This window comes from Natronorubrum marinum, assembly GCF_052040125.1.
GTDB lineage: Archaea > Halobacteriota > Halobacteria > Halobacteriales > Natrialbaceae > Natronorubrum.
In genome coordinates, this window is sequence record NZ_JBPPFV010000001.1 from 1,811,612 (window position 1) to 1,837,736 (window position 26,125).

Consider the following 26,125-nt stretch of genomic DNA (forward strand, 5'->3'; position numbering starts at 1 on the left):
GCGACCCCCGGAGTGATTTCATCTCTCGAGTGCGATACGATAACGGGAGGCAAAATACTTCGCTGGGCTCGAGATGACTCGGTATCGGCCCGCGGTATCGATGGCAGTTCGAACAGCCATCCTGCCGGCAGCGCACCGTCGCGTCTATGCGGTGACCGATCTCCGAACGGTCACCGACGGCGCGGCGAATCGGTCGAGACCCTCGAGAGAACGCGAAGCGGACGAACAATCCGCATCCAAGAACGAACCTAGTACTTCGGATCGGCACCCGTGATGTCGTAGACGCGATCCATCACGGAGTCGCGCTCTTTCTGCCAGGCCGCAAACTGTCCGGGGTCGTCGGGATAGCTGTCGTAGACGTCTTTGAGCGAGCCGGCCGCGTCCTGGACCTTGTAGAGGTCGTAGAGGGTGTCCCAGTGGCCGAACGTCTTCACGAGGGTTTTGAGCTTGAGCCCGAGGCTCATGTTGGTGGTCCCCTTCTTGCCGATGGCGTCGATCAGTTGCTGGCCGGGGAGCGCCGTGACCATCGAGACGAGGTCCTCCTGATCGCGGGCGGTGCCGAAAATATTGTACAGGTCCATCGCGGCGAAGCGCTTGCCGAAGTCTGTCTGGACGCGGCGGTTGTACTCCCAGAGCGCGGCTTCGCTCACGTCGCCGTCCTCGATGGCTTCGACGGCGATTTCCGCCGCCCAGTGACCCGCCTTCGCAGCCCCGGGGATTCCCCCGCCGGTACAGGGGTTGACGTGCGCCGCCGCGTCGCCGACGGCCACGTAGCCGGGGTGGACGGCCGAGTCGTAGGGCCGCCGCGTCGGAAGCGCCGCACCGAGTTTGTTCTTCACCGTCGCGCCCGCGAACTCCGCGCGGTTCGCGATGTCGTCTTTGAGCACGTCGACCAGTTCCAGGGGCTGCTGGCTCATCTGGAAGCCCAGTCCCGCGTTGATCTCCGTCGACGAGCGCGGGAAGTACCAGAGGTAGCCCAGTTCCTCGGTCGGCTTGAAGACGAGCGCGTCGTCCCAGTCGACCGGTTCGGGCACCTCGAGCACCTCGCGATACGCCGAGCAGAACTGCGAGTAGTTGACGTTCGTATCGAACGTGGACGTCGAGAGATCCGTCTTGTCCTGCAAGATAGAGAGGGCGCCCGCGGCATCGACGACGACCTCGGCTTCGTACTCGAGTGGCTCGCCCTCTCTGATCGCCGTCACACCCGTCACCTGGCCGTTCGGCTGGATCACGTCGTTGACGACGGTGTCGTAGTGCATCTCGACGCCGGCGCGGTCGGTCTCCTCGAGCAACACCTGTCCGTACCGGAACCGGTCGACGACCGCGCCCGTTTCGCCGAAGGGAATCTCGAGCGAGTCGCCCGACTGCGGGTTCTCGAAGATGCCGCGCGTGATCCCCTCGTTGGTGAACGATTCCTCCCTGAGTCGGTCGCGGTCGACGACGTCAGGGAACGTGCTCTTGCCCTTGATCCCGTCCCCGCAGGCGATGTAGCCGCCCTCGTCCTCGCGCTTTCGCTCGAGGAGAACGACGTCGAGTCCCGCTCGGGCGGCGGTCGCCGCGGCGAAACAGCCACCCGTCCCGCCGCCGACGACGACCATGTCGTACGACTCCGACTTCGTTGTCATTGTTATCCGCTCGAATGGGTTCGGGAATTAAAAATACGTGGGAAGTGTTTTGACGGTTACATACCGACAGAAAGCGCGGGTCGGTTCGAGAGCCGATTGCACGGCGGAGACGGAACTAATTTCGTTTCGGGTCTCGGCCGATTCGCTGCACAGCGTCACGACCTGACGACGGTCGTCTCGGCGATCCGGTCGCCGAGCCGTCTCGAGGGCGTCGAGAACGCGAGCAGCGCGATCCCGACGAGGTAGCAGAACGGAAGCCAGTCGACGAGTCGGAGGACGTTTCGCACTAGCGACGCGCGCGGCGTCGGCGGCGATCCGTCGGCGCTCGTCACGCGAATACCGACGAGATACTTTCCGACGGTCCGTCCGAACCGCCACTCGAAAATCGTGTGATAGCCGATCGAAAGCACGAGCCAGAGGCCGATACCGGCCAGCGCGGCGAGCCCGTCCAGATCGGCGTAGGTCGTCCCGTTCGTTTCGATACTCCCGGTGAGTACGCCGACGGTCGGCATGGCGACGAACGTGAGGGCGACCCAGACGACGGAGTCGAGAGCCATGGCCGCGCCTCGAGCACCGATCCCGGCTGCCGTCCGCTCGCCGTCGTCGCTCATCGTTTCATGAACGTCAGTACGGATACAAGAATTCGACGATCGAACGAGGAGCGACTCTCAGTCGAGCCCGGTCACTGGTACATCCGCAGCGGCTGGGCCTGCGAGCTCTCCTCCTGTCCGATCTGTTGCATCTGCTGGGCGAACTGCTCGCGTTTTGCTTTGATCTCTTCGGCACGCTCGAGGAGGTCTTCGACGTCGATCTCGAGGTCGGCGATCGGTGCGATCCCCTCCTCGAGGAGGACGCTCGCGGCCTCGGGGTCGGGGAACTGCGGACTCGACTCGACGACCAGGCCGACGCTGTCGAGGTCGCGGTGTGCGGCGCGGTTGATGAGCGCCCCCGTCGGCCCGGTGATGACGCCGTCCTCGGGCGGAACGGGAATATCGTGGGTCTCGAGCATCTCGCTGGCGTCTCCGGTCGCGATGCCGTAAATCTCTGGTGTCTCCTCTCGTTCCGACGGCAGTCCGCTGAGATAGATCGGCGTCGCCTCCTGGGCGGCGATCCACTTCGTCACACAGTCGGCGACGGTGCCAACGGCCTCTGATCTGATCGGTGCGTCGCTCTGCAGGGCGAACAGGTCGTGTTCCTCACTAACGTAGATCCGCACTGGCGGGCGAGCCGTCCGGTCACCGCCGCGGTAGACGCCGATCCGGGGCAGCCCCTCGCAGTCGACGCCCGCGTAGTAGCGCATGTCGAGTTCGCGGACGAGGTGGTCGGTCGCGATCTTGCCGACGAGACCCAGCCCGGGGAAGCCCTCGATCAGCGTCGGGTCCTCGAGGTCGGCCGCCGACTCCTGTAAACAGATCTGTGCCATGTGTGAGAGGACTGTCGGCGGCGTCTTAAAATCGAGGGCGGACGTCCCGGGCGCTTCGAAACCCACAAACGCCGGGCGCTCGAATTCCGGGCCAATGGAGCCATTCGAGCGGTATCGACCTATCGTCAACGATTTCGAGGCGTTTCTCGCGGCCTGCGAGCGACCGCTCGGCAACGCCGTGCGCGTCAACACCATTAAGGCGTCCGTCGAGCGCACGCTCGAGGTCCTGGACGAGGACGGCGTCGCGTACGAACAGGCGGACTGGAACCCGCGAGTGTTACGGCTCGAGACCGATTCACCGGGCTCGACGTGGACCTCGTTCCACGGCTTTACCCACGGTCAGGAGGAGGTGTCGGCGGTGCCGCCGGTCGTCCTCGATCCCCAACCCGGCGAGCGGGTCTGGGACTGCTGTGCCGCGCCCGGTGGGAAAGCGACCCAGATCGCGGCGCTGATGGACGACCGCGGGACCGTCGTCGCGAACGACAACAACCTCGGTCGCATCTCGGCCCTGCGATTCAACGCGGAGCGACTCGGGGCGACGAGTCTGGCCGTGACGGTTGACGACGCGCGCAACTACTCGCTGAACCGGTTTCCTTTCGACGAGTTCGACCGAACGCTCGTCGACGCGCCCTGTTCCTGCGAGGGGACGATTCGAAAGAATCCCGACGCGCTCGACAACTGGTCGGAGGGCCACATCTCCTCGATCGCGGGCATCCAGAAGGGCATCCTGCGGCGGGCGATCCAGGCCACCCGCGAGGGCGGCACGGTCGTCTACTCGACCTGTACGTTCGCCCCCGAGGAGAACGAGGCCGTCGTCCAGCACGCACTCGAGGCAGAGTCCTGTCGCGTCGTCGACTTCGATATCGGACTCGAGCACTCGCCGGGACTCACGGAGTGGAAGGGCGAAACCTTCGACGAGAGCCTCGAGCGAGCGATCAGGATCTATCCCCACCAGAACGATACTGGTGGCTTCTTCGTCGCGAAACTGGAGGTGACCGCCGAATGACCGACGGATCCGACTCGAGCGACGAGGTGCACAACGACGGCCAGCGATTCGATCGACTCCCCGAAACGTCCGACGAACGAACCGTCGAGGGTCGGGCCAGTCGCGAGGAGGTCGTCGACTACTTCGCGGATCGGTTCGGCATTCCGCCGGAGACGTTCGACGACTACACGTTCTGGGAGAAAGGCGCCGGCAAGATCTGGATCTACGCCGGCCAGGCGGAGACGCCGCTCGAGATCGAGGCCATCGGAATGACCTGCCTGCGCACGCGTCAGGAACACTGGAAGCCGACGACTGACTTCGCCCAGCGCTTCGGTCGGTACGCCACCGACTGCGTGATCGAACTGGATCGAGAGCAGGCGCGTGCGTTCGCGACGGGCGAGGATCAGGATCTCGAGTGGTGGGACGGCGACTGGGGCTACCTCATCGGGGCCCACGAGATCGGAGTCGGATCGGAGGACCGATCAGGCCAAGAGGGCGACGCCGTCGAGCGAGGCGACCTCGAGCCGCTGGGGATCGGCCTCTACGTCCACGGGGAACTCCGATCGATGGTCCCCAAGGGACGACAGCGCGACTTGTAACGCGACTCACTCGGCTCTCTGCCGACGGGTCGAGAGTCGGCCGATCAGGGGGACAGCGCCGGCAATCCGGCTTCAATCTCCTCGCGTCTGTCCTCGAGCCACTCGGTGAGGACGAGCCGTTCACCCAGCTCGTCGAGTTCTTCGTCGACCGTGTAGCCCGGTTCGGCGGTCGCGTACTCGAAGAGCACGCCGCCGTGCTCGCGGGCGTAGACCGACTCGAACCACTTGCGGTCGATGATCTCGGTCGGGCGGAGCCCCCGGTCCATCAGGAGTTGGCGCCACTCGGGTTGGTCGTCCCCCGTGACTCGGAACGCGACGTGGTGGACGGTTCCCGCACCGGGGACGCCGCGGGGCGCCTGTGGATTCTCGAGCACGTCGACGACGTACCCCAGATTTCCGTCGGCCTCGTAGCGGTGTCGGTTCCCGTCGCGGTCGGTCTGTCGGTACCCCATCTCTGTCAGTAGCTCGCCGGTGGCGTCGCCGCTGGTCAGTGAGAGCGTGACGCCGAAGAAGCCACGAATCGCGTGAGCGTGGGGAACCGGGCTCTCGGGAAGGTTCGCCGACGGCGCGTCCTCACGGGCGACCAACTCCAGCGGGAGCCCGTCGGGATCGGTAAACGGCAACACGGTGTCGCCGAACCGCTCGCGGGGCTCCTCGAGGTCGACGTCGGCGTCCGCGAGTCGGTCGCGCCAGTAGTCGATCGATCCGGTGGGGACGAGAAACGAGACGGCACTGGCCTGGCCCGCCCCGACCCGTCCGGGTCGGGCGTCGGTGTAGGGAAAAAAGGTCATACTCGTCCCCGGCGTTCCCTCGTGATCCGCGTAGAACAGGTGATAGACCGAGACGTCGTCCTGATTGACGCTTCGCTTGACGAGTCGCAGACCGAGCGTCTCCGTGTAGAACTCGTAATTCCCTCGTGGGTCGCTCGCGATCGCGGTGACGTGGTGGATGCCGGGCGTATCGTCGGGCATGCTCGTTTCTACGTCGCCTGCGGAGATAATGCTGGGGCCATACCGACTGCGATTTCGAACGGTCAGAAAGTGTGAGAATCGGAATCGCCGGATTAGGCCGGGGCCGGGGGCAGCGTCGCCTCCTCGAACCAAAACGCTTCGACGGCTTTTCCCAGTTTGGTGAACTCGTCGGGGTTGCTCGGCTTGGTGAGATACGCGTTCGCACAGAGTTTGTAGCTCCGGGCGATGTCCTCTTCGGCCTTCGAACTCGTTAGGACGAGCACCGGCGGCGCGGTCAGCTCGTCGTCGTTCTTGATCTCCGCTAGGACCTCGAATCCGCTAATCCGTGGGAGATTCAGATCGAGCAGCGCGAGGTCGAGTTCGGTGGTCGAGCCGGATCGCTGTCGCTCCCGAAGCAACTCGAGGGCCGCATCGCCGTCGTGGACCGTATGGAACGTCGTCTCGACGTCCACTTCCCGGAACGCTTCCTCTATCAGACGAACGTCGCCGGGATTATCCTCGACGAGCAAGATCTGCATGGGTTCGGTAGAGCGAGAATCCTTCACGAGTCGTGCACATACGAATACTGACACCTCAACGGGTTAAGGCTGCCCACTAATATCGTTGGATCGACACACGCTCTCACGAGCAGAAATCGGCGGGTGTGGGAAATCCGACTACTCTCTGGTGATCGAATCGCCGTTCGGCGTCCCGCCGGCTCCCGCTACCGCTCGACCAGTGTCCCACCTGCCAGCCCCTCCCACTCGACGCGATAGCCGAGCGCCGAGAGGAGCGTGCTCGAGTCGGTGATCCCGACCTCCTCGAGTACGTCCTCGGCCTCTGCGAGATCCATCCCGCTTTCGAGATCGGCGGCGAGCGAGTCGAGGACCGCCGGGCGAACGAGCGTCCGACCGACTCGCTCGTGCTCGGGCGTCGAGACGTCCGCGAGTGCGTCCTCGCTCACGCCGCGGTCCCGAGCGAGGGTCTCGAGCGAGACGACGTCAGCGTCGGGCCGCAGTTCGTCGGGCAGCGCCGCGGCGCTTTCGGCGACCAGTTGGCGTTCGTACTCCCGGAGGACGTCGGCGACGTCCTTGACACGGACGGTGTTAGTGTAGGGAATCGCTCGAAAGTCCCGGGCGGCGATCTTTTCGCCGACGCCCAGCGACTCGTCGACTGCCACGATCAGTTCGACGTCCTCGAGTCCCTCGAGTTGGGAGAGCTTCTTCGCGACGTATTCCGGCGTCCAGAAACCCATAATTTCGAAGTAGACGCGGAAATCTGCGTGCTCGTAGTCGAAGGCGAAATCCGGGATCATCACGCGCGTTCCGGTCGCGAGCGGCTCCGGCTCCCGTACGAGATCCCACTCGAGACCCAGACTCGAGAACCGTCCGGCGAAGTCGGCTTCGACGCCGCTGTCGAAGGAGACCTCGGCGACCGGATCTGCGTCGGGGACGCGAACGGGATCCTCGTGAGACAGCGCGAGCGTACGTTCGGTCCTCCGATCGTCGACGGTCGCCTCGAGGTGCCACTCGTCGGCTTTCGCGACGGTTTGCAGGAGTCGCGCGAAGCGGGTGCCGTACCGACGGGTTGCCCGGAAAAGGCGTGTGGGCCCGGTGACGATCACCTCGCGTTCGACGATGGCTTCAGACCCGCCGTCGCCATCGCTCGCACCTTCGGTCTCGAGCCGCCGGATCTCGTACATCAGCCGGAGTCGCTTGATCGCCGAAATCAGCGCCTTCGGGTCGCTCGAGCGCACGCGAATCTCGGTCGCGTCGAACAGCGCCGTCTGGGCCAGCGAGAGGTTGTACTGCGCGACGAGGTCGTCGGGATCCCACGGCGCGTCGAGTTCGGTCAGAAGCTGACGTTCCTCGAGGTCGGCGTAGAGCGCTCGTTCGAGGTTGTCCGCCGAGATCCCGAGCGACTCGCCGGCCCGGACGAGCGCCATCGTTCGTTCGTCTTCGGTGACGACGCCGACGGCCTCGGCGGCCTCGAACGCCGCCTTGCGGGCGCGTTCGGGATCGAGGACGGCGTCCGTCTCGAACGTCGCTTCGCGCTCGAGCAGGGCGGAAAAGCCGCGGATGAGTTTGAAGTCCTCGGCGTCGCGCTCGAGATCGGTGAGCGCATCCTCGAGCGCCGAGCGAGGCTCGCCGACGTGGCCCTGATAAGTTCCGATCACCCGGGCGGCCAGCGGTCGATGCTTCCGGTCGGCGAACTGGGGGTGGTAGCCGCCGCCGGCCCGCGAGACGCGCAACAGGTCCTTCGTCAGCATCCGTCTCGGTATCGGCGCGGGGCGCTCAAAAGCACCTCGCTCGGTCGACGGGCCGGACCGGACCACCGAACCGCCACCGTTCAGGCAGCGACATTACGGGGATCCGCCACGTACGGACGGTATGGACGACGACCTCCGGATCGCCTACGAGGACCACGAGGGGGTCCAGGAGTTGATCGACTGTCTCACCCACACGCTCGAGTCGATCAGCCTGAGCTTCGACCGCTGGGACGAGCAGTACGTCAAGGGACCCGGAATGTACGTTGCGGTCGTTACGGGTCCCTCGGTCGCGGAGTTCGCGGACCCGATGGGCCGAAACCGGTGGCCGACGGATCGCTGTCGCGACGTCTGTCTGGACATCCAGAACTTCTTCGAGACGGCCCGAGAGGTCGCGATGAACCGAGACGGGGCGCTCGTCGTCAGCGTCGACGGGGTCGTCCAGGAGCAGATGATCCGCTTTACCGATCTCCTGCCCAGCGAACTCGAGGCCGTCGACCCGGACGGAGCCGAGTACGAGGACTGGATGGGATTGCGCCACATGAGCGCGCTGGACACCTCGCGGCGGCAGAACGTGATCTCGACGCTGACGCTGAGCGAGGAGACCGTTGATGAGGAACAGGTCGCGGAGAGCGTCGGCGTTTCCGCCGATCTCGAGGAGCACGTGGCGTGGCTCGAGGCCGACGTCGAACTCGACGTGGACCGGGTGTTCGTCCACAACGTCACTACGAATCAGGCGGCGTTCATCGAGGCGTTCGGAGAAGCGGTACTACCACGGTTCGAGTGAGCCAACCGTACCACCTCGAGTGCTCTCGGTCTCGGCGGGGCGACCGTGGACGCGTCGCTACCCACTCCACTCCCCGCCGATATCGTCAGCGACGTTCTCTCGCCATTGCTCGAAGCGGTCTCGACAGGCCTCGTTCTCGTCGTTCTCGACGTGGTCAATAAACCCTGGACCGCCGTCCGAGAGCCCGTAACCACAAAACGGGCAGAAATCCGGGCTGTTCCACGCGTCCGACTCTTGAGGCGGATGATCGTGATCGGTCACACTCGTTTCACACCGCCGAACTATATCAATCGTCTCCCGAACGCGATCCGGCCTTCGTCGGTCGGCAGCGACTGCGATCCGAATCGCTCGAGACGACTCGTTCTGTGCGCTGGTCCGCTGTGACACCTGTAGGCGAAACGCTTGATATCGTACGACTCCTCTAACACTCGATGATTAACGAAACGTATCGCACGGACATCAGTACCGACACCGCGACCGAACTCGCGAGCGTCGCACGTACTAGCCTCGGTGACACGCTCCGAAGCGTCATCTACTTTACACCGTCGTCGTTCGACGTCATCTATCTCCGTCAGGGCCTCTACGATTCCCCAGACGCGGCACGGCCGGACAAGCAGCAATTGGTCGAACTCGAACGAGTCGGTTTCGCGGAGGTCCCCATTCGAACGACAACCGCCGAGCGCGGGGACGGCTTGAGTATCGGTCCCTACGAGTTCACCATCCGATTCCACGACGACGGGTTCGTCATCAGAGTCCTGCAAGACGACGCAGGAGTGATCCTGACGGCCGATAGCATGGACGTCAACGCGTTCGAAGACGCGGCAATCGCCATCCGACGGCTGCTCAGTAGCGAGTAGCCGAGGCGGCGTGAACGGAACGACACACCGATCCGGACGGATCCGATCCCGATCGAAACAGGGTGTTCTATTGGCTTTCCCCCTCGTTAGCGGCGATTGCGTAGCAACACGACGACGATATTACGTCCCGTGAATCGAACGACCTGTACTCTACGAGACTACTCACGGAGCTACGTTCCGTCTCGTCGACGACTCGAGACGCCTTCCTCGCTCGTGTCCGCCGAAACGACCTCGTACAGAACTGCCCGACTCCCGTCGGCCTTCGGGCGCAGAATTCGTCCCAGCCGCTGGACGAACTCCCGTTCGCTCCCGCTTCCCGAGAGGACGACCGCGACCGAGGCGTCGGGAACGTCGACGCCCTCATCCAACACGTTTGAGGTCGCGATTCGCGTGTACGTCCCGTCGCGAAACCGCTCGAGGAGTTCCCGACGCTCCGCGGTCCCGGTCTGGTGGGTGATCGTCGGCATCAGAAACCGTTCGCTGACGTCGTACGCGAGGTCGTTGTGGGCCGTGAAGACGATCGTTCGCTCCTCGCGGTGGTCGTCGAGAATTTCCTCAAGCGCCTCGAGTTTGGCCGCACTCCCGTACATGATCTCGCGAGCGCGCTGGCGAGCGAGCAGCGCCTCGCGGGCCTCGGGATCGGAGCCGGAGCGTTTGACGAGTTCTTGGTAGTCTGAGCCGCTCTGCATCCGAATTCCCGACCGCGCGAGGTAGGTCGTGAACGTCTCCTGGGCTCGCTCGTACGCCTCGCGTTCGTCGGACGCGAGCGCCACCTCGAGTCGCTTCAGGTCGTAGTTCGCGAGGTGGTCGCCCGCCAACTCGTCGACGTCGACGCGGTGGACGAGCGGGCCGGCGATCTCCTCGATGATCTCGTGGGCGTCGTCCGGACGCTCGAACGTCGCCGTGAGTCCGAGTCGGGCGGGCGCGGCGAGCAAGCGAGCGATCTCGCGGTAGCCCTCGCCGCCGAGGTGGTGAACTTCGTCGAAGACGACCAGCCCGAAGCGGTCGCCCACCGAATCGGCTTTCAGGTACGCCGAGTCGTACGTCGAGACCGTGATCGACTCGAGGCGCTGTTCGCCGCCGCCGAACCGGCCGATGTCGCAGTCGAACTCGCGCTCGAGTTCGCGCTGCCACTGCTCGAGCAGGTCGATCGTCGGGACGACGACGAGCGTCGGGACCGAGAGTCGTTCGATCGCCTTCAGGGCGATGACGGTCTTCCCGCTGCCCGTCGGGAGTTCGAGGACGCCCGCGGGCGCAGTGATGATCCGGAGGTCGTTCGGATCGTCGCCCGAAGCGTTCTCCCCCCATCGGTCCGTCTCGAGCCACGTCTCGAGCGCCTCCCGTTGGTACGACCGAAGTTCGTACACCGACCGAAGCGCCGGGAGCGAGTCGAGGGCGAGCACGCGGTCGTCGATTCGATTCGGTTCGGTCACGGCGTCCAGCAGGGCGGTTCGGAGCGCCGCGTACCGAAAGGCCGGCACGCGCCAGCCGTCGGTTCGCGGGTCGCGCTCGAGGTCGGGAACCGACTCCCGAAGAGACGATGGGGAGACGAACGCCTCCTCGAGTCCGTCGATTCGGACGGTGCCGTCGTCGTAGCGGAGCGTGATCGGTGTCGGACCCGCTCGCTCGTCGCGTGGCCGCGTCACGGTGACCGATCCGAGCGGAGCGAACAAATACTGTCGGGATAGCGACGGAGCAGTTGGGACAACGGACGCGGTCGAACCGAGTCCGCGAATACGACCGGACGGAATCGACGGCCGAGGGCAAATCGAGAGCCGTCGGCCCCCTACCTCAACCCTTTTATTACCGGTGTTCCTTGACTGGCACATGAGCGAAGACGAGGGCACGAACTCCTCAGCCCAGGGTGTCCCGTCCGAGGAGCAATCCGACGACGGCGAGATGATCGACGGCGAATCCGACTCGGCAGGCACGGACGAGTCGGACGCCGAATCCGTCCCTGTTGGCAACTCCGAATCGGACGGCGACGACTCGAGCGTCCCTGCGTCGGACGCCGTCGATGAATCCGACGGCGAACCGTCCGCAGCGCCTCAGACGAGCGAGGACATTCAGCAACTGCTCGACGACGTGACCGAGTACGACGACGAACTCGCCCACCAGGTCAGCGCCATCGTCGACGAAGCCCGCGATCTGAACGGCACCGTCGCCCACCAGCGCGAGGAGCTCGAGGACCTCTCCGAGCGCGTCGAGGAACAGGCCGAGACCATCGGCGAGCTACAGGACGAACTCGAGACGCAGGAGGAACAGGTCGAGGAGCACGAGGAGACGGTCGAGGATCTGAAAAGTCGCCTCAAGCGCAAGCAGGCCGACTTCCAGAACTACAAGAAGCGAGCCAAGAAGCGCCAGCAGCAGATCAAGGACCGAGCGACGGAGGACCTCGTCGAACGGCTGCTCGGCGTTCGCGACAATCTGAAACGCGCCCTCGAGGAGGACAGCGACGACGCGGAGAGCCTCCGGCAGGGCGTCGAGATGACGAAACGGGAGTTCGACCGCATCTTGGAGGACGAGAACGTCTCGGAGATCGATCCCGAGCCCGGCACCGCGACCGACCCACAGCGCCACGAGGTTATGATGCAGGTCGGCAGCGCTCAGCCGGAGGGGACCGTCGCCGACGTCTACACGCCCGGCTACGAGATGGGCGACAAGGTCATCCAGAACGCACAGGTAACGGTCTCGAACGGCGAACTCGAGGCCGAGGAAGAGACGACGGACGAAAGCGACGGCGAGGACGGCGGCGAGGAGACCGAGGACGCGTCCGAAACGTCGGACGCGGATGCGGACTCGAGCGGTGACAGTGCGGCTGCCGACGACGCCGAGAAATCGGTCGGCGGGGAGGACGAGGAGGCAGCGATCGAACTCGGCGGCGACGTCGCGAGCGACGAGTCCGCGGACGCCGAAGCGGACGGCCCCACCGACTCCGACGGACCTGCCAACTGAAAGAGTAGTCGGTCGCTCATCGTCTCATCATTCCCGGCAACCGACACGATATTATCGTCGCCAAAGTCGAATAGACTCGAGCCGTTACAGCCGCTTCTCCCGTCGTCTCCGGGCGTTTGAGTGGATTTTATTCGACTCACGATACTGCCTAGTAACCTTTAAAACAAAGTGCGCACAATAGCCTGCCACGATGGCCAGCAACAAAATTCTCGGAATCGACTTGGGGACGACGAACAGCGCGTTCGCGGTGATGGAAGGTGGCGATCCGGAAATCATCGTCAACGCCGAGGGCGAACGGACGACACCCTCCGTCGTCGCCTTTACCGACGACGACGAGCGACTCGTCGGCAAGCCGGCGAAGAACCAGGCGATTCAGAACCCCGAAAAGACGATCGCCTCGATCAAACGCCACATCGGCGAGGAAGACTATACCGTCGAGGTAGACGACGAGGAGTACACGCCGGAACAGATCTCGGCGATGATCCTCCAGAAGATCAAACGCGACGCCGAAGACTACCTCGGCGACGAAGTCGAGAAGGCCGTCATCACGGTCCCCGCGTACTTCTCGGACCGACAGCGCCAGGCGACCAAAGACGCCGGCGAGATCGCCGGCTTCGAGGTCGAGCGCATCATCAACGAGCCGACGGCCGCCTCCATGGCGTACGGCCTCGACGACGACTCCGACCAGACCGTGCTCGTCTACGACCTCGGTGGCGGTACGTTCGACGTTTCTATTCTCGATCTCGGCGGCGGCGTCTACGAAGTCGTCGCGACGAACGGTGACAACGATCTCGGCGGCGACGACTGGGACGAAGCCATCATCGACTGGCTCGCCGACGAGTTCGAGGCCGAACACGGCATCGACCTGCGCGACGACCGACAGGCCCTCCAGCGGCTCAAGGACGCCGCCGAGGAGGCCAAGATCGAGCTCTCGAGCCGAAAAGAGACCGAGATCAACCTGCCGTTCGTTACCGCGACCGACGACGGCCCGATCCACCTCGAGGAGTCCATGACGCGCGCGAAGTTCGAGTCGCTCACCAGCGATCTCATCGAGCGCACCGTCGAACCGACGGAGCAGGCGCTCGAGGACGCAGGCTACGAGAAAGACGACATCGACGAGGTCCTCCTCGTCGGTGGCTCGACGCGAATGCCACAGGTCGCAGAGAAGGTCGAGGAACTGACCGGCAAGGAACCCCAGAAGAACGTCAACCCCGACGAAGCCGTTTCGCTGGGCGCCGCGATTCAGGGCGGCGTCCTCGGCGGCGAAGTCGACGACATCGTCCTGCTCGACGTGACGCCGCTCTCGCTCGGTATCGAGGTCAAGGGCGGTCTCTTCGAGCGACTTATCGAGAAGAACACGACGATTCCGACGGAGGAGTCGAAGATCTTCACCACCGCGGCGGACAACCAGACCTCCGTGCAGGTTCGGGTCTTCCAGGGCGAACGCGAACTGGCCCAGAAAAACGAGATGCTCGGCGAGTTCCACCTGACCGGTATTCCGCCAGCCCCCGCGGGCACGCCGCAGATCGAGGTCACGTTCTCCATCGACGAGAACGGGATCGTCAACGTGAGCGCGGAGGACAAGGGCACCGGTGAAAGCGAGGAGATCACCATCGAGGGCGGCGCCGGTCTCTCCGACACCGAGATCGAGAAGATGCAGGCCGAAGCCGAGAAACACGCCGAAGAGGACAAGGAAAAGCGCGAGCGCATCGAGGCCCGCAACACGGCCGAGGCCACGATCCAGCGCGCCGAGACGCTCCTCGAGGAGAACGAGGACGTTGACGACGACCTCCGCGGTGACATCGAAGCGGCCGTCGAGGAGCTCGAGGAGACGATCGACGACACCGACGCGGACGCCGACGATATCGAAGCCGCGACCGAGGACCTGAGCAAGGAGCTTCAGGAGATCGGCAAGCAGATCTACCAGGAAGCCGGCGCGGCGGGCGCTGGCGGTGCCGCAGGCGGCGCGGCCGGCGGTGCCGCGGGCGCAGGCCCAGGCGGCATGGGTGGTGGACCGAACCCAGGCCCAGACGGCGCTGCAGCCGGCGGCGAAGGCGAGGAGTACGTGGACGCCGACTTCGAGGATATCGCCGACGAAGTCGAGGACGAAGAAGAAGACGAGTAAGTCGTCGTATTCAGCTCACTCCATCACTTGATGGACGGACAGTGACTGCGGCGGTGTTACCGTTGCGGATGAGACGCAAGCACTGCACCCGCGAGCGAACGAAGTGAGCGAGCGGCTTTTTTAGCGTAGATTTTTGGAGGAGCGGTGAGCGAGCGAAGCGAGCGAACCCGACGAGAAAAAGGTACGTGTGGAACGTTCGTTTCAAGTGCCTCAACCGAGTATCGGTTCGACAACGAATGAGCGAGGACTTCTACGACGCACTCGGCGTGAGCCCCGATGCGTCGACCGAGGATATCAAACAGGCGTACCGGAAGAAAGCCACTGAGTACCATCCGGACGTCAGCGACGACCCCGACGCCGAAGAAAAGTTCAAACGGATCCAGAAGGCAAAGCAGGTCCTCACGGACGAGGAAAAGCGCAAGGCGTACGACCGGATGGGTCACGACCGCTACGAGCAGGCCGAAAAACACGGCTTCGACGCCGGCGAGGCGGGCGGCGCCGGCGGGATGGGTGGCGGACCGTTCGGCGGCGTGGGCGGTGGCGGCGGTGGCATGGGCGGCGGGCTCGGCGACATCTTCGAACAGGTCTTCGGCGGCGGTGGCGGCGGCCGCGGCCGTCGTCGACCGCGAAAGGGACGGGATCTACGAACCGAACTCCGGATCGACCTCGAGGAGGCCTACGACGGCGTCGAAAAGCAGTTCACCGTCGAACGGCCGGAGGAGTGTAACACCTGCGACGGCGAGGGGCACCCGCCCGACGCGGATTCGGAGACCTGCCCCGAGTGTCAGGGTCGCGGCCAGGTCACCCAGGTCCAGCAGACGCCGCTGGGGCGAGTCCAGCAGACGACGGCCTGTCCCCGCTGTGAGGGCGACGGGACGCTGTACTCCGAGACCTGCGGCGACTGTCGCGGCGAGGGCTACGTCCGGAACGAGGCCTCGCTGACCGTCGACGTCCCCGAGGGCATTCAGGAGGGACAGACGCTCCGGATGGAAGGCGAGGGCGCACCCAGCCCCGAAGGCGGACGCCACGGCGACCTGCTCATCGACGTCTCGATCCGCGACCACGAGGAGTTCGAACGCGATGGCGACGACCTCCAGTATCGGCTCCCGATCTCGTTCCCGCAGGCGACGTTCGGCGACACCGTCGAAGTGCCCACCCTCGACGGCGCCGCGGAGTTCGAGATCCCGAAGGGGACCCAGAGCGGCGAGACGTTCCGCCTCGAGGGCAAAGGCATGCCCCGCCTCCGCCGTCGCGGGCACGGCGACCTCTTCGTGCAGGTCCAGATCGTCACGCCCGACAGCCTGAACGAGGACCAGCGCGACGCGCTCGAGGCGTTCGCCGAAGCCGGCGGCGACGAGATCGAAGTCAAAGAGGGCTTCTTCGAGAAAATCAAGCGAGCGTTCTGATCGTCGCGAGCGAGCCCTGCCACGGCCGGTTACGCCTTCAGCCGGTGTGCGGTTCCAATTTTGCGATCCAATTTCCAGGCAGTAGACGGGAGTACGTATTTGATCAGGTAGAACACGTGCGAAACTCGCAGCACAGACAAAGAAAATAAACGCCTGACATGCGATCGGATTGCATGGAACCACTCGTAAGAGAAGCCACCAGATCGGATGCAGAGGCGGTGGCTACTGTGCACGAAAAATCCATCCGCGAACTCGCCCCAATGGCGTATTCGCGGGATGTTGTCTCTGCGTGGGCAGCGGGGAAGGACCCGGACAGCTACCAGTTCGAATCGGCCGAGACCTACTTTCTGGTGGCCGAGATTGATGAGAGGATTGTAGGTTTCGGGGAGTTACGACCCGAGGCAGCCGAGTATTTTCGAGCCGACGTCGAAGGCGAAATTCGCGCAGTCTACGTCCATCCTCATTTCACCCGGCAACGTGTTGGAACGTCACTCTACCAGAAACTGGAGTCCGAAGCGAGGAGACGGCGACTCGATTCCGTAGGATTGTGGGCGTCAATCAACGCTCGCGAGTTTTACGCAGAGCTTGGATTCGAAACCGTCGAAACGATCACTCACAAGTTCGGCGGCGAAGTCAAGGGACCAGCCGTCGAGATGAAAAAGACGTTGTGAGTGACACATCCAACCGCTATGTCAGAAATGCGTTTATTCGGAACTGATGTGCCTGTACACGTGTCTCCAAATCGGTACACCGAAACTGTCTCATCAACTACTGCAACGATTCGCTCGAGAACGTCACTGGAACGTGTCACGATATCGCCCCACACAGGTTAAGGTGGTTGTTGGAGTAGTAACACGTGGAGAGACGATACCCATGTCCAACAAACGAATTCTACTCCTCGCCGGCGATTACGTCGAGGACTACGAGATAATGGTCCCGTTCCAGGCCCTACAGATGGTCGGCCACGAGGTCCACGCCGTCTGTCCCGAAAAGGCCGAGGGCGATACCTGTCCGACCGCGATCCACGACTTCGAGGGCGACCAGACCTACACCGAGAAGCCGGGACACAACTTCGAACTGAACCACGACTTCGACGCGGTCGACCCCGCCGACTACGACGCGCTCGTGGTTCCCGGCGGCCGCGCGCCCGAGTACCTCCGGACGTACGACGAGGTCCTCGAGATCACCCGCCACTTCTTCGAGGAAGACAAACCCGTCGCCGCGCTGTGTCACGGCGTCCAGATCCTCGCCGCCGCGGACGTCCTCGAAGGTCGAACCTGTACCGGCTATCCCGCGCTCGAGGCGGACGTCCGAATCGCCGGCGGGGACTGGGCGGACGGCGTCACGCGCGAGGGGAACCTCGTGACGGGACAGGCCTGGCCCGACCACCCCGAGTGGCTCGCCGAGTTCCTCGAGAGCCTCGGCACCGAGATCGATCATCAGGACGCCGCGCCCGCGGCGGCGGACGACTGATACGGTTTGCTGTAACGATGTACCGGTGCAACCGCAGGACGGTCGTGGTTGCACCGGAAATGACTTACAGCAAACCGTATGACAACAGCGGCCACCGGGACGAACGTCCCGACGTATGGCGGCCGCTGGCCGCAGTACCACCGCCTCGAGTCGGCGTCCTTTTTTCGACCGGGCCTCGAGTCACGCACATGACCGCCGAGACAGTGGACGACCTGCTCACGCGCGACCGCCGTGACGATCGCACGGCGCTCGTGGACGCGACGGGCCGGGAGTTCGACACGCACTGGCTGTGTACGACGTCCTGGAAGGCCGGGAACTTCCTGCGGCACGCGGGCGTCCGGAAGGACGTCACCGTCGGCATCGTCGGCGAGGAACCGCTTCCCCTGCTCGCCTTTTTCGGTACGACGCTCCTCGAGGGGACGACGCGGTTCGAGCCCCCGATGGACCTCACCGACGAGGAGAACTTCCGCGCGCTCGTCGCTCCCGTTGTGGCTCTCGAGGTCGGGGGCTACACCCTTCCGCGGGGCGCCCAGCGGGTCGGCTACGGACAGCAACCCGATGAACCCGATATCCATCACTTCGACGCCGGCGTCTGGAGCGAGAACCCAGCCTTCCCGCCGCTGGATATCGATCCCGAGACGACGCTTCTGACCGACGGCGAACGGGACGTGAGTCACGGAGATGCGCTCGAGGCAGCCAGCGAGATCGTCGAATCGTACGGCCTCGAGGCCGGCGACCGCGTCGTCGTCCGCGAGTCGCTCGCGGACCCTCGAGCCGTAATCGGGGGCGTTCTCGCACCGATGCTCGCTGACGGCGTGATCGTCCTCACCGGCGAGGAGGACGAGACGACGGCCGAGCGCGGCGAGTACGGACTCTCGAGCGAGTCGGTGCCGGAGCCGACCCGGATCGAACTGCGCGACGTTTCCCTCGAGTGACCGGCCGCTGACAGGGACGCGTCGGCCACGAAGACGCGGGAGGTGAACCGGTCTCGAGGACGCGGACGGCGAACCGGTCTCGAACAGACGCAAGAGCGAACCGCTTTTCCCCCGATTGCGCCAATCGACTCCATGGAGAAACTTCTCGCCTCGCTGGACGACGCGCCGATCATCGACAAAGACGGCTACGAGTACCTCGTGCACCCGATCAGTAACGGCGTGCCGATGCTCGATCCGGCCCTCCTGCGGGAGGTCGTCATCGAGGTCATGCGGACGGCCGATCTGGACGTCGACAAGATCGTCGCTCCGGAGGCCATGGGTATCCACCTCGCGACCGCGCTCTCGCTCCAAACCGACATTCCGCTGGTCGTGATCCGCAAGCGACCGTACGGCCTCGAGGGAGAGGTCTCGTTACACCAGCAGACCGGCTACTCGGAGTCGGAAATGTACATCAACGACGTCGAGGCGGGCGACCGCGTCCTCATCGTCGACGACATGCTCTCGACGGGGGGAACGTTGGCGTCCATCTGCACCGCACTGGACGACATCGGCGCCGAGATCGAGGACATCGTCGTCGTGATGCGGAAGGTGGGGCCGTCCGCGCTGGACGAGACCGAATTCGAGGCGACCAGCCTCATCGACATCACCGTCGAGGACGGGGAAGTCACCGTCCACTAACCGATTCCGAGCGAAAATCGACGACGCCGAGAGCCTGTCGTGTGTCGCCACGGACCATTCGACTATACACGTTCGTGGATAAACGGTGACGTTCGAGACGCCAATATACGCTCACATACGAATCTTTTTGGTGAGTGCTCCGCAACGTGGCGGCCATAGCATGTCGAACGAAACGGACGGGAGTATTCAACTGGAGTACGGGCTCGACGACAAGCCACCGTGGCCGAAGTCGGTCCTCCTCGGCTTACAACACGTCGCGGTCATGATCGTCCCGGCGACGGCAGTGGCCTTCATCGTCGCCGGCGACGTCGGCCTCAGCGTCGCCGACACGGCGTACATCGTCCAGATGGTCCTCCTGTTTTCGGGACTGGCGACGGTCGTGCAGGCGTACACCGTCGGCCCCGTCGGCGCGCGCCTGCCGATCGTGATGGGCTCGAGTTTCACGTTCGTCGGCGCGGCGGTGACGATCGGGATCGATTACGGCATGGCCGCGGTCTTCGGGGCGATTCTCGTCACCGGTTTCGCCGTCGAGGGCCTGATCGGCTGGCAGTTCAAACGCATCAAACCCTTCTTCCCGCCGCTCGTCACCGGACTCGTCGTCGTCATCATCGGCCTCTACCTCATCCCCGTCGGCATGGACTACGCCGCCGGCGGCGTCGGCGCGGACGACTACGGCGCGCTTCACAACATCGGCCTGGCCGCACTCGTCCTGGCCATCGCCGTCGGTCTCAACCTGTTCACTCGAGGCGTCGCGCGACTGCTGAGCATCCTCGCCGGAATCGCCATCGGCTACGTCGTCGCCGTCGCGTTCGGGCTGGTCGACTTCTCGCCGATCGGCGAGGCGGCCTGGGTCGCCGTTCCCTCGCCGACCAGGTTCGGCTTCGAGTTCGAACCGATCGCCATCGTCGTCTTCGCCTTCCTCTTTCTCGTCTCCGCGATGGAGACCGTCGGCGACATGTCCGGCGTTACGGCCGCCGAAGGCCGAAATCCGACGGACGAGGAGTTCCGCGGCGGGCTGTTCAACGACGGCCTCCTGAGTTCGATCGGCGCCGTCTTCGCCGCGTTCCCGATCACGTCGTTCTCCCAGAACGTCGGCATCGTCAACTTCACGGGCGTGATGAGCCGTCACGTCGTCGGCATCAGCGGCGTGATTCTCGCGATTCTCGGACTCAGCCCGAAGGTGGGTGCCGCGGTCACGACGATCCCCAGCGCGGTCTTCGGGGGCGCCGTCTTGCTCATGGTCGGTATGGTCGCCGCCAGCGGCGTCCGGTTGATCGTCCTGCACACCGACCTCGACCGGCGCAACATGGTTATCGTCGCCGTCTCGCTCGGCCTCGGACTCGGCGTCGCGACGACCCCCGAGGCGCTCTCCGGGCTCCCGAACGCGGCCGAGACGTTCTTCGGCGAACCCGTCATCATGACCGCGCTGTCGGCCCTGCTGCTCAACACGTTTGTCCCCGGCGAGCAGAGTCCGCTGTTCGACATCCCGGTGGAGGATTCCGCCGACCCGGAGCCCGCGGTCGGTCCGAGCGACGACTGACTCCGATTCATCGTTTCTCTTCCCCGTCATCGATCGTTCAGTAGCCATCGTCACCAGTCCTGATTCGGAGCCGGCGATCCGGGCGCCGACGCGACCGACGGCAGGAGCGTCGCTCCGTCCTCATCTCACGGTCCGGTCCAGTCGGAACGGCTGGCGACTCCGATACGTGAGCACGCGCCACAGCCACTCTATCGGACCGAACCGAAAGTACCGCAGCCAGAGCACCGAGAGCGGAATCTGTACCGCCCAGATGGCCACGACGATTCCGAGCGCTTGGACTCGAGTCACCTGTCCGAACAGCCCGAGTCCGTGTCCGTAGAAAATCGACGTGGCGAGCACCGTCTGCAGGAGGTAGTTGCTGAACGCGGTCCGACCGACGGCTGCTAACGCCAGAACCGTGGCGCTCTCGGGACGCCACCGACAGTACAGCATGACCGCGCCGACGTAGGCGCCGGCGAGGGGGAGGCTCCCCCAGTAGTTGAACTGGCGCCAAAACAGCGCCGCCCCGGCGCTCCAGTCACTCGCCTGAATGTACCAGACGCCGGCAAGAACGAGGGAGAGGCCGCTGATAGCGCCGATTCCGATCAGTCGGCGGTAGAACTGCGACGGACGGTCGTTTGTCAAAACGCCCCACCTGAAAAGCGCCATCCCGAGCAGCATCGATCCGCTCACGCGAAACACAGTGTATCCCAGAAATCCAGACGTCTGTCGCTGAAACGCCGCCGGAGCCCGGTGTTCCATCTGGGTCAGCCACCCGCTTCGGTACGTTTCGACTTCGGCTTGCAGAGCCGTCTCCGGCGGTCGCCACGTACTCGCAATCACAGTCGGGTCCAGAGCCAATCCCGCCAGCACTTCGATGGCGGACGGAATCAGCAGCAGGACGACCCCGAGACGTGCCAGCGGCCGCGGCGGATGGTCGCGAAGGACGACGACGCCGAAGGCACAGACGCCGTACGCGACGAGAATGTCGCCGTACCAGAGCAAGTAGGCGTGCCCGAGGCCGAACACGACGAGCCACCCGAACCGCCGGACGTGTAATCCGAGCGAGGAGCGTCCCCGCTTCTCGACGCTCCGCGTAAACAACACGACGCCGGCGCCGAACAGAAACGTGAACAGCGTGATAAACTTCCCCTCCACGAACACGTGTCCGACGAACCAGACCCAGTAGTTTCCGCCGGACAGATCGCCGTACGCCGTCGGATTGGACAGGACCACCTCGGGCATCGAGAACACCCGAATATTGATCACCAGAATGCCGAGAAGCGCGACTCCGCGGAGCGCATCGAGGGCAACGACACGTTCCGACGGCGACATTGGACCGTTTTCGGAACTCATCCCGTCCCGTCTCGTAGTGTGGCCGACGCGAAATGCGTTTCCCGCCGACCGTCGGTAGACCCGACTCACGGAGATAGCCCTAGTCACGTCGTACTTTCCTCCGCCCGTCCGACCCGAGAGCCACTCGCGAACCGCCGGTCACCTCACCTCGTGGGTCTCCGCGGCGGCCGAGGTGCCGACGTGCTCGGTTGGGTACTCGGTGATCGACGTGTCCTCCCCGGGGATCGCCTCGAGAAAATTGACGGAGAGGTGAATCGTACAGGTCGGACGATCGGGAGCTGTCTCCCTGCACTGTCTGCGAGCGCCGAAGTCAGGATCGCCGTCTGGCTATCGGCGGAACCGTCGATTTCAAGAGTTGTGGCGCCGAACCTCGTGTCGTGCAACTCGAGTGCGTCTTCTTCGGCCCGTTTCGCGACGCCGTCGGCGAGAAGACCGTCCGCCACGAGACGGACGCCGAGCACGTAGGCGAACTCCTCCTCGATCTCGAGTCGACGTACCCCGATCTCGAGGGGGAACTCGTGTCCGACGACGGGAACGAACCGGTTGGAAAGGCGGTCGTCACGAAGAACAAACGAGACGTGACGCATATCGACGGTCTCGAGACGGAACTCGAGAAGGCTGACGTGATTCGGCTGGTACCGTCAGTGTACGGTGGCTGATCGGCCAACGGGGTCGCCGCGTCGAACTGCGACGCTAGACTGTCGCTACGAACGGGCTGACGATCGCGTGCTCGCCCTCGAGCACCTGCCACCTGTGCCGATCGGAACGACTAACCAATACACCTGATTAGCCACGCTATGGACCGGAACGATCGCGCAATCGCCCGATTCGCGATGATCGGGCACGCGACGTTCCACCTGTACGAACTGACGATCCCGCTGTTCGTCGTCGTCTGGCTGGACGCGTTCGACGTCTCGCCGGCCGTCCTCGGCACGGTGGTCGCGGTCGGCTACGCGCTCATCGGACTCGGCGCGCTGCCGAGTGGCGCACTCGCCGACAGGTACGGCTCGAGACGGCTGGTCGTCCTCTCGATGATCGGCATGGGCGCCGGCTTCGTGCTCGTCGGTCTCGCGCCGACCGTCTGGCTGCTCGGCGTCGCGCTCGTGCTCTGGGGCGCCGCGGCGAGCCTCTATCATCCCGCGGGACTCTCGCTGATCACCCGCGGTTCGGAACAGCAGGGGACCGTCCTCGCGTACCACGGCGTCGCGGGTAACGTTGGGACCGCGGTCGGTCCGCTCGCGGCGGCGATCGCGTTGACGCTCCTGGACTGGCGGCTCGTCGCCGCACTGTTCGCCGTCCCCGCCGGCGTCGCCGTCCTCGCGGCCTCGATCTTTCGCTTCGACGAGCGGGCGGGCGTCGACGCCGATTCCGCTTCGACACCCGACTCGGGAAACGGGCTCACGACGCTGCTCGAGCGAACGAAACTGCTCTTCGCCGGCAGCTTCGCTGTCGTGTTCGTCATCGCGATGCTCGCGGGGACGTACTACCGGGGCGTCTTTACGTTCCTTCCGGACGTTCTCGCGGCGTTGCCCGTCTTCGATCCCGTCATCGTCGCCGGCGAGACGTTCGAACCGAGTCAGTACGTCTACGCCGGCCTGCTGTTGATCGGTGCCGTCGGTCAGTACGTCGGTGGACGGGTGAGCGACTATCGCTCGCCCGAGTGGGCCATCGTCGGCGCGTTCGTTGCGCTGATCGTCGTCTCGTTGCTCTTTCCCGTTGCCACGAGTGCCGGTCTCGTCGCGACGCTGCTTGTCTGTGCGGCGCTCGGCTTTTTCGTCTACGTCGAAGCCCCGATTCACCAGGCGCTGATCGGAAAATACGCCACTGCGGACGTCCACGGGCTGTCGTTCGGCGTCACGTATCTCGGCGTCTTCGGCATCGGAGCCGCGGGGGCGTCCATCGCCGGCGTCGCCCTCACCTACGGCGGGACGTCCCTGCTCTTTCTCGTCCTCGCCCTCTTCCCGGCGCTCGGACTCCTGCTAGCCGGCTTCCTCGCGATGACGAAGCGGGGGACTGACTGATCAGTCGTTCGATTGTTCCGAAACGAGCCTCCAGTTTGGTCCGGCACGCCGCTCCGGCAAGTCGAGATCAATCCAGCCCCACCACACCTTGCATGAAGTTGACTGGCATGGATTTATGCGACTGAGGAGACGAGGCTGTCGTGCGGTCGGGCGATAGCAAGTCCGATGGTAGGCTGGTCGCATCGTGTCCAAGCACGATAACGGGCCGCACACTGCACGCCGACAATACCCGTGCGGCCCGGTTTTGCATTTCGCTCGTCGATCAGGCGTCCGCTCGCTCTCCGCCGACGCGCCGCTCGAGGAAGTCCGTCAGCAGCCGAAAGAGCCGGAGCTTCTGCGCCTGGTCGGAGGAGGCGTGGCCCTCCTCGCCGAGTTCGTGGTACTCGAACGCGCCGGTTTCGCCCGCCTCGAGTCCGCGCTCCTCGAGCGCCTCGCGGAACAGCCGCGCCTGCGAGACGGGAACGCGTCGGTCGTTGACTCCGTGGACGATGCAGATGGGGGCGTCGAGGTTCTCGACGTGCGTAAGCGGCGAGCGGTCCTCGTAGAGGGCCGGATTCTCCGCGGGCGTGCCGAGGTACTTCTCCATCAATTCGATGCGGAAGTGGTCCATCGTGGTCTCGTACATTTCCTCGAGGTCGGTGAGACCGATCCACGCGATTCCGGCGTCGTAGAGGTCGGGGTACTGGACGAGTTGCCAGTACGCCGAGTAGCCGCCGTAGGACCCCCCGAAGACCACGACGCGGTCCTCCTCGAGCCAGTCGTGGCGCTCGAGGGCGTGCTCGACGGCCGTCGCGACGTCGCCCTGTTCGGCGCCGCCCCAGTCGTCGAGCAGTTCCTCGACGAACTCGCGGCCGTGGCCGGTCGATCCCCGGTAATTGACCTGCAGCACCGAGAACCCCTGCGAGACCAGCGTCTGCGCGTAGAGGTCGAACGACGTGTCGTCGCGACCGCGCGGGCCGCCGTGGGGGTTGACGATCAGCGGCGAGGGTCGTTCGCCTGAGTCGTAGAGGAGCGCGCCGATCTCGAATTCGTCGTACGGCTCGTGCTCGACCGCTCGAGCCGGCGTCTCGGGGACGCCGTCCGAGTCGAACGTCAGGTAGTCGGCGTCGGCGAAGTCGTCGGGATCGAACGGCCCGTACTCGGCCTCGAGCAGCGTCTCGTATTCGTCGGTCTCAAGATTGTAGACCAGCAGTTCCGGACGCCGCGTCGGGCTGGTGTGCTCGAGGAGGATCCGATCCTCGTCGATACTGATCCCCGTTGGCCCCATTCCGAACGAGGTGACGCCCTCGGGGAGGTCGAGTTCTCGACCCGCACCCGACTCTCGATCGTAGACGACGGGAACGGCGTTCGCGTTCCGACTGCGGGTGGCGAGGAGTCGGTCGCCGCCGGAGAGCACCGCGATCGGCTGCTCGTCGTACTCGCCGTCGCCGTACCAGGTTACGTCCTCGGCCGCGAGGTCGTAGACGCCGATACGGCCGAGATCGGTCGTGTTGTCGCCGACGAGCAGCCACTCGCCGTCCGGCCCCCAGTCCGCCGGCGTGGCTTCCGCACCGGTCTCGCCGATCTCGAGATTTCTGGGATCCGAGCCGTCCGCGTTCGCGACGTAGACGTCTCGGTTGTCGAAGTCGTCGGTCTCGTTGGTCGCGTACGCGATCCGCTCGCCGTCGGGCGAGAGATGAGCCTCCCAGACCGCCCGCTCGTAGTCGGTGATCTTGGTCGTTTCGCCGCTCGAGAGGTCGTGCCGGTAGACGTTCAGTTGCCCGTCCCGGTTCGAGCCCACGAGGAGCGTCTCGCCGTCCTCGCCGACCTCCTGCAGGACGACCTGACCGTCCATCTCGACGATCGGTTCCACCGACCCGTCGCGGGACAGCGCGTAGATGTCGTTCTGCTCGTCCCCGGCGTCGTCGAGGTGGAAGAAGACGCGGTCGCCGTCGGCACCCCAGGCGACGTACCAGCGAGCGTTGCGCGGCACCTCGCCGTCGGACCAGCGCTCGAGATCGCCGCTCTCGACGTCGACGACGTGCAGTTCGTTTCGGCCGGTGACGTCGTAATAGCACGCGACCTCGTCGCCGGCCGGCGAGACGGTCGGGTGGGCGATCGTCGGCAGCCCTGCGAGTTCCTCGAGCACGGATTCGTCTGAGTCGCTCATTGTTGCACCGTTTCAA

At 64.7% G+C, this 26,125-nt stretch carries 24 protein-coding genes; 14 read left to right on the top strand and 10 right to left on the bottom strand.

Going from position 1 to position 26,125, the window contains the following annotated elements; all coding sequences use genetic code 11:
* Positions 1-248: 248 nt before the first annotated feature.
* The 3 genes from ACSFC5_RS08925 to ACSFC5_RS08935 form a co-directional block, all read right to left on the bottom strand.
* Entirely contained in the window at positions 249-1,625 is a 1,377-nt protein-coding gene (locus ACSFC5_RS08925) for a geranylgeranyl reductase family protein (protein ID WP_440764861.1), read from the bottom strand.
* A gap of 155 nt (positions 1,626-1,780) precedes the next feature.
* Positions 1,781-2,236 carry an RDD family protein gene (locus ACSFC5_RS08930; RefSeq protein ID WP_440764862.1) on the bottom strand — a complete coding sequence of 152 codons (456 nt, stop codon included), beginning with the start codon at positions 2,234-2,236 and terminating at the stop codon, positions 1,781-1,783.
* Positions 2,237-2,307: 71 nt separating this feature from the next.
* The gene (locus tag ACSFC5_RS08935) at positions 2,308-3,048 is read right to left on the bottom strand and encodes a proteasome assembly chaperone family protein (protein WP_440764863.1); all 741 of its coding nucleotides are present in this window, start codon (positions 3,046-3,048) and stop codon (positions 2,308-2,310) included.
* Between the two features lie 94 nt (positions 3,049-3,142).
* Here ACSFC5_RS08935 and ACSFC5_RS08940 point away from each other — a divergent pair, with 94 nt between their 5' ends.
* Together ACSFC5_RS08940 and ACSFC5_RS08945 are read left to right on the top strand one after the other, a co-directional pair.
* Positions 3,143-4,054 (top strand): RsmB/NOP family class I SAM-dependent RNA methyltransferase, encoded by a 912-nt coding sequence (locus ACSFC5_RS08940; RefSeq protein ID WP_440764864.1) that lies wholly within the window; start codon positions 3,143-3,145, stop codon positions 4,052-4,054.
* A complete protein-coding gene (locus tag ACSFC5_RS08945; protein WP_440764865.1) occupies positions 4,051-4,632 on the top strand; it encodes a DUF7122 family protein in 582 nt (193 codons plus the stop codon). Before ACSFC5_RS08940 ends, ACSFC5_RS08945 begins: the two co-directional genes overlap by 4 nt.
* Before the next feature lie 44 nt (positions 4,633-4,676).
* On the opposite strand, the gene ACSFC5_RS08950 is transcribed toward ACSFC5_RS08945, so the two are convergent.
* The 3 genes from ACSFC5_RS08950 to ACSFC5_RS08960 form a co-directional block, all read right to left on the bottom strand.
* Positions 4,677-5,603 carry a ring-cleaving dioxygenase gene (locus tag ACSFC5_RS08950; protein ID WP_440764866.1) on the bottom strand — a complete coding sequence of 309 codons (927 nt, stop codon included), beginning with the start codon at positions 5,601-5,603 and terminating at the stop codon, positions 4,677-4,679.
* Between the two features lie 92 nt (positions 5,604-5,695).
* On the bottom strand, positions 5,696-6,121 hold the full coding sequence (locus tag ACSFC5_RS08955) for a response regulator (RefSeq protein ID WP_440764867.1): 426 nt from the start codon (positions 6,119-6,121) through the stop codon (positions 5,696-5,698).
* A gap of 185 nt (positions 6,122-6,306) precedes the next feature.
* Entirely contained in the window at positions 6,307-7,851 is a 1,545-nt protein-coding gene (locus tag ACSFC5_RS08960; protein ID WP_440764868.1) for a DUF790 family protein, read from the bottom strand.
* Positions 7,852-7,972: 121 nt separating this feature from the next.
* Between ACSFC5_RS08960 and ACSFC5_RS08965 the strand changes: the two genes are divergently transcribed.
* Complete coding sequence (locus tag ACSFC5_RS08965; protein ID WP_440764869.1) at positions 7,973-8,635, top strand: hypothetical protein; 663 nt, start codon at positions 7,973-7,975, stop codon at positions 8,633-8,635.
* A 57-nt stretch (positions 8,636-8,692) separates the two neighbouring features.
* Here ACSFC5_RS08965 and ACSFC5_RS08970 read toward each other — a convergent pair whose 3' ends face one another.
* Positions 8,693-9,022, bottom strand: a complete 330-nt coding sequence (locus tag ACSFC5_RS08970; RefSeq protein ID WP_440764870.1) for a DUF7501 family protein — start codon at positions 9,020-9,022, stop codon at positions 8,693-8,695.
* A 44-nt stretch (positions 9,023-9,066) separates the two neighbouring features.
* Between ACSFC5_RS08970 and ACSFC5_RS08975 the strand changes: the two genes are divergently transcribed.
* Positions 9,067-9,492, top strand: coding sequence for a DUF7522 family protein (locus tag ACSFC5_RS08975; RefSeq protein ID WP_440764871.1), 426 nt, complete (start codon positions 9,067-9,069; stop codon positions 9,490-9,492).
* 170 nt (positions 9,493-9,662) lie between these two features.
* On the opposite strand, the gene ACSFC5_RS08980 is transcribed toward ACSFC5_RS08975, so the two are convergent.
* On the bottom strand, positions 9,663-11,138 hold the full coding sequence (locus ACSFC5_RS08980; protein ID WP_440764872.1) for a DEAD/DEAH box helicase: 1,476 nt from the start codon (positions 11,136-11,138) through the stop codon (positions 9,663-9,665).
* 181 nt (positions 11,139-11,319) lie between these two features.
* Between ACSFC5_RS08980 and ACSFC5_RS08985 the strand changes: the two genes are divergently transcribed.
* The 8 genes from ACSFC5_RS08985 (at position 11,320) to ACSFC5_RS09020 (ending at position 20,604) form a co-directional block, all read left to right on the top strand.
* Positions 11,320-12,447 carry a nucleotide exchange factor GrpE gene (locus ACSFC5_RS08985; protein WP_440764873.1) on the top strand — a complete coding sequence of 376 codons (1,128 nt, stop codon included), beginning with the start codon at positions 11,320-11,322 and terminating at the stop codon, positions 12,445-12,447.
* A gap of 190 nt (positions 12,448-12,637) precedes the next feature.
* Positions 12,638-14,572, top strand: a complete 1,935-nt coding sequence (gene dnaK, locus ACSFC5_RS08990) for a molecular chaperone DnaK (protein ID WP_440764874.1) — start codon at positions 12,638-12,640, stop codon at positions 14,570-14,572.
* A gap of 236 nt (positions 14,573-14,808) precedes the next feature.
* Positions 14,809-15,978 carry a molecular chaperone DnaJ gene (dnaJ, locus tag ACSFC5_RS08995; RefSeq protein ID WP_440764875.1) on the top strand — a complete coding sequence of 390 codons (1,170 nt, stop codon included), beginning with the start codon at positions 14,809-14,811 and terminating at the stop codon, positions 15,976-15,978.
* A 173-nt stretch (positions 15,979-16,151) separates the two neighbouring features.
* Positions 16,152-16,649 (top strand): GNAT family N-acetyltransferase, encoded by a 498-nt coding sequence (locus ACSFC5_RS09000; RefSeq protein WP_440764876.1) that lies wholly within the window; start codon positions 16,152-16,154, stop codon positions 16,647-16,649.
* 202 nt (positions 16,650-16,851) lie between these two features.
* Entirely contained in the window at positions 16,852-17,451 is a 600-nt protein-coding gene (locus ACSFC5_RS09005) for a DJ-1/PfpI family protein (RefSeq protein ID WP_440764877.1), read from the top strand.
* Between the two features lie 188 nt (positions 17,452-17,639).
* The gene (locus tag ACSFC5_RS09010) at positions 17,640-18,386 is read left to right on the top strand and encodes a hypothetical protein (protein WP_440764878.1); all 747 of its coding nucleotides are present in this window, start codon (positions 17,640-17,642) and stop codon (positions 18,384-18,386) included.
* 132 nt (positions 18,387-18,518) lie between these two features.
* On the top strand, positions 18,519-19,064 hold the full coding sequence (hpt, locus tag ACSFC5_RS09015) for a hypoxanthine/guanine phosphoribosyltransferase (protein WP_440764879.1): 546 nt from the start codon (positions 18,519-18,521) through the stop codon (positions 19,062-19,064).
* Between the two features lie 160 nt (positions 19,065-19,224).
* Positions 19,225-20,604, top strand: coding sequence for a uracil-xanthine permease family protein (locus ACSFC5_RS09020; protein WP_440764880.1), 1,380 nt, complete (start codon positions 19,225-19,227; stop codon positions 20,602-20,604).
* Positions 20,605-20,724: 120 nt separating this feature from the next.
* On the opposite strand, the gene ACSFC5_RS09025 is transcribed toward ACSFC5_RS09020, so the two are convergent.
* Positions 20,725-21,939, bottom strand: a complete 1,215-nt coding sequence (locus ACSFC5_RS09025) for a DUF418 domain-containing protein (protein WP_440764881.1) — start codon at positions 21,937-21,939, stop codon at positions 20,725-20,727.
* A gap of 377 nt (positions 21,940-22,316) precedes the next feature.
* Between ACSFC5_RS09025 and ACSFC5_RS09030 the strand changes: the two genes are divergently transcribed.
* Together ACSFC5_RS09030 and ACSFC5_RS09035 are read left to right on the top strand one after the other, a co-directional pair.
* Entirely contained in the window at positions 22,317-22,598 is a 282-nt protein-coding gene (locus ACSFC5_RS09030; RefSeq protein WP_440764882.1) for a MoaD family protein, read from the top strand.
* 138 nt (positions 22,599-22,736) lie between these two features.
* Positions 22,737-23,960, top strand: a complete 1,224-nt coding sequence (locus ACSFC5_RS09035; protein ID WP_440764883.1) for an MFS transporter — start codon at positions 22,737-22,739, stop codon at positions 23,958-23,960.
* Positions 23,961-24,222: 262 nt separating this feature from the next.
* On the opposite strand, the gene ACSFC5_RS09040 is transcribed toward ACSFC5_RS09035, so the two are convergent.
* Positions 24,223-26,109: a S9 family peptidase gene (locus ACSFC5_RS09040; protein ID WP_440764884.1), complete on the bottom strand. Its 1,887-nt coding sequence runs from the start codon at positions 26,107-26,109 to the stop codon at positions 24,223-24,225.
* Positions 26,110-26,125: the final 16 nt, after the last annotated feature.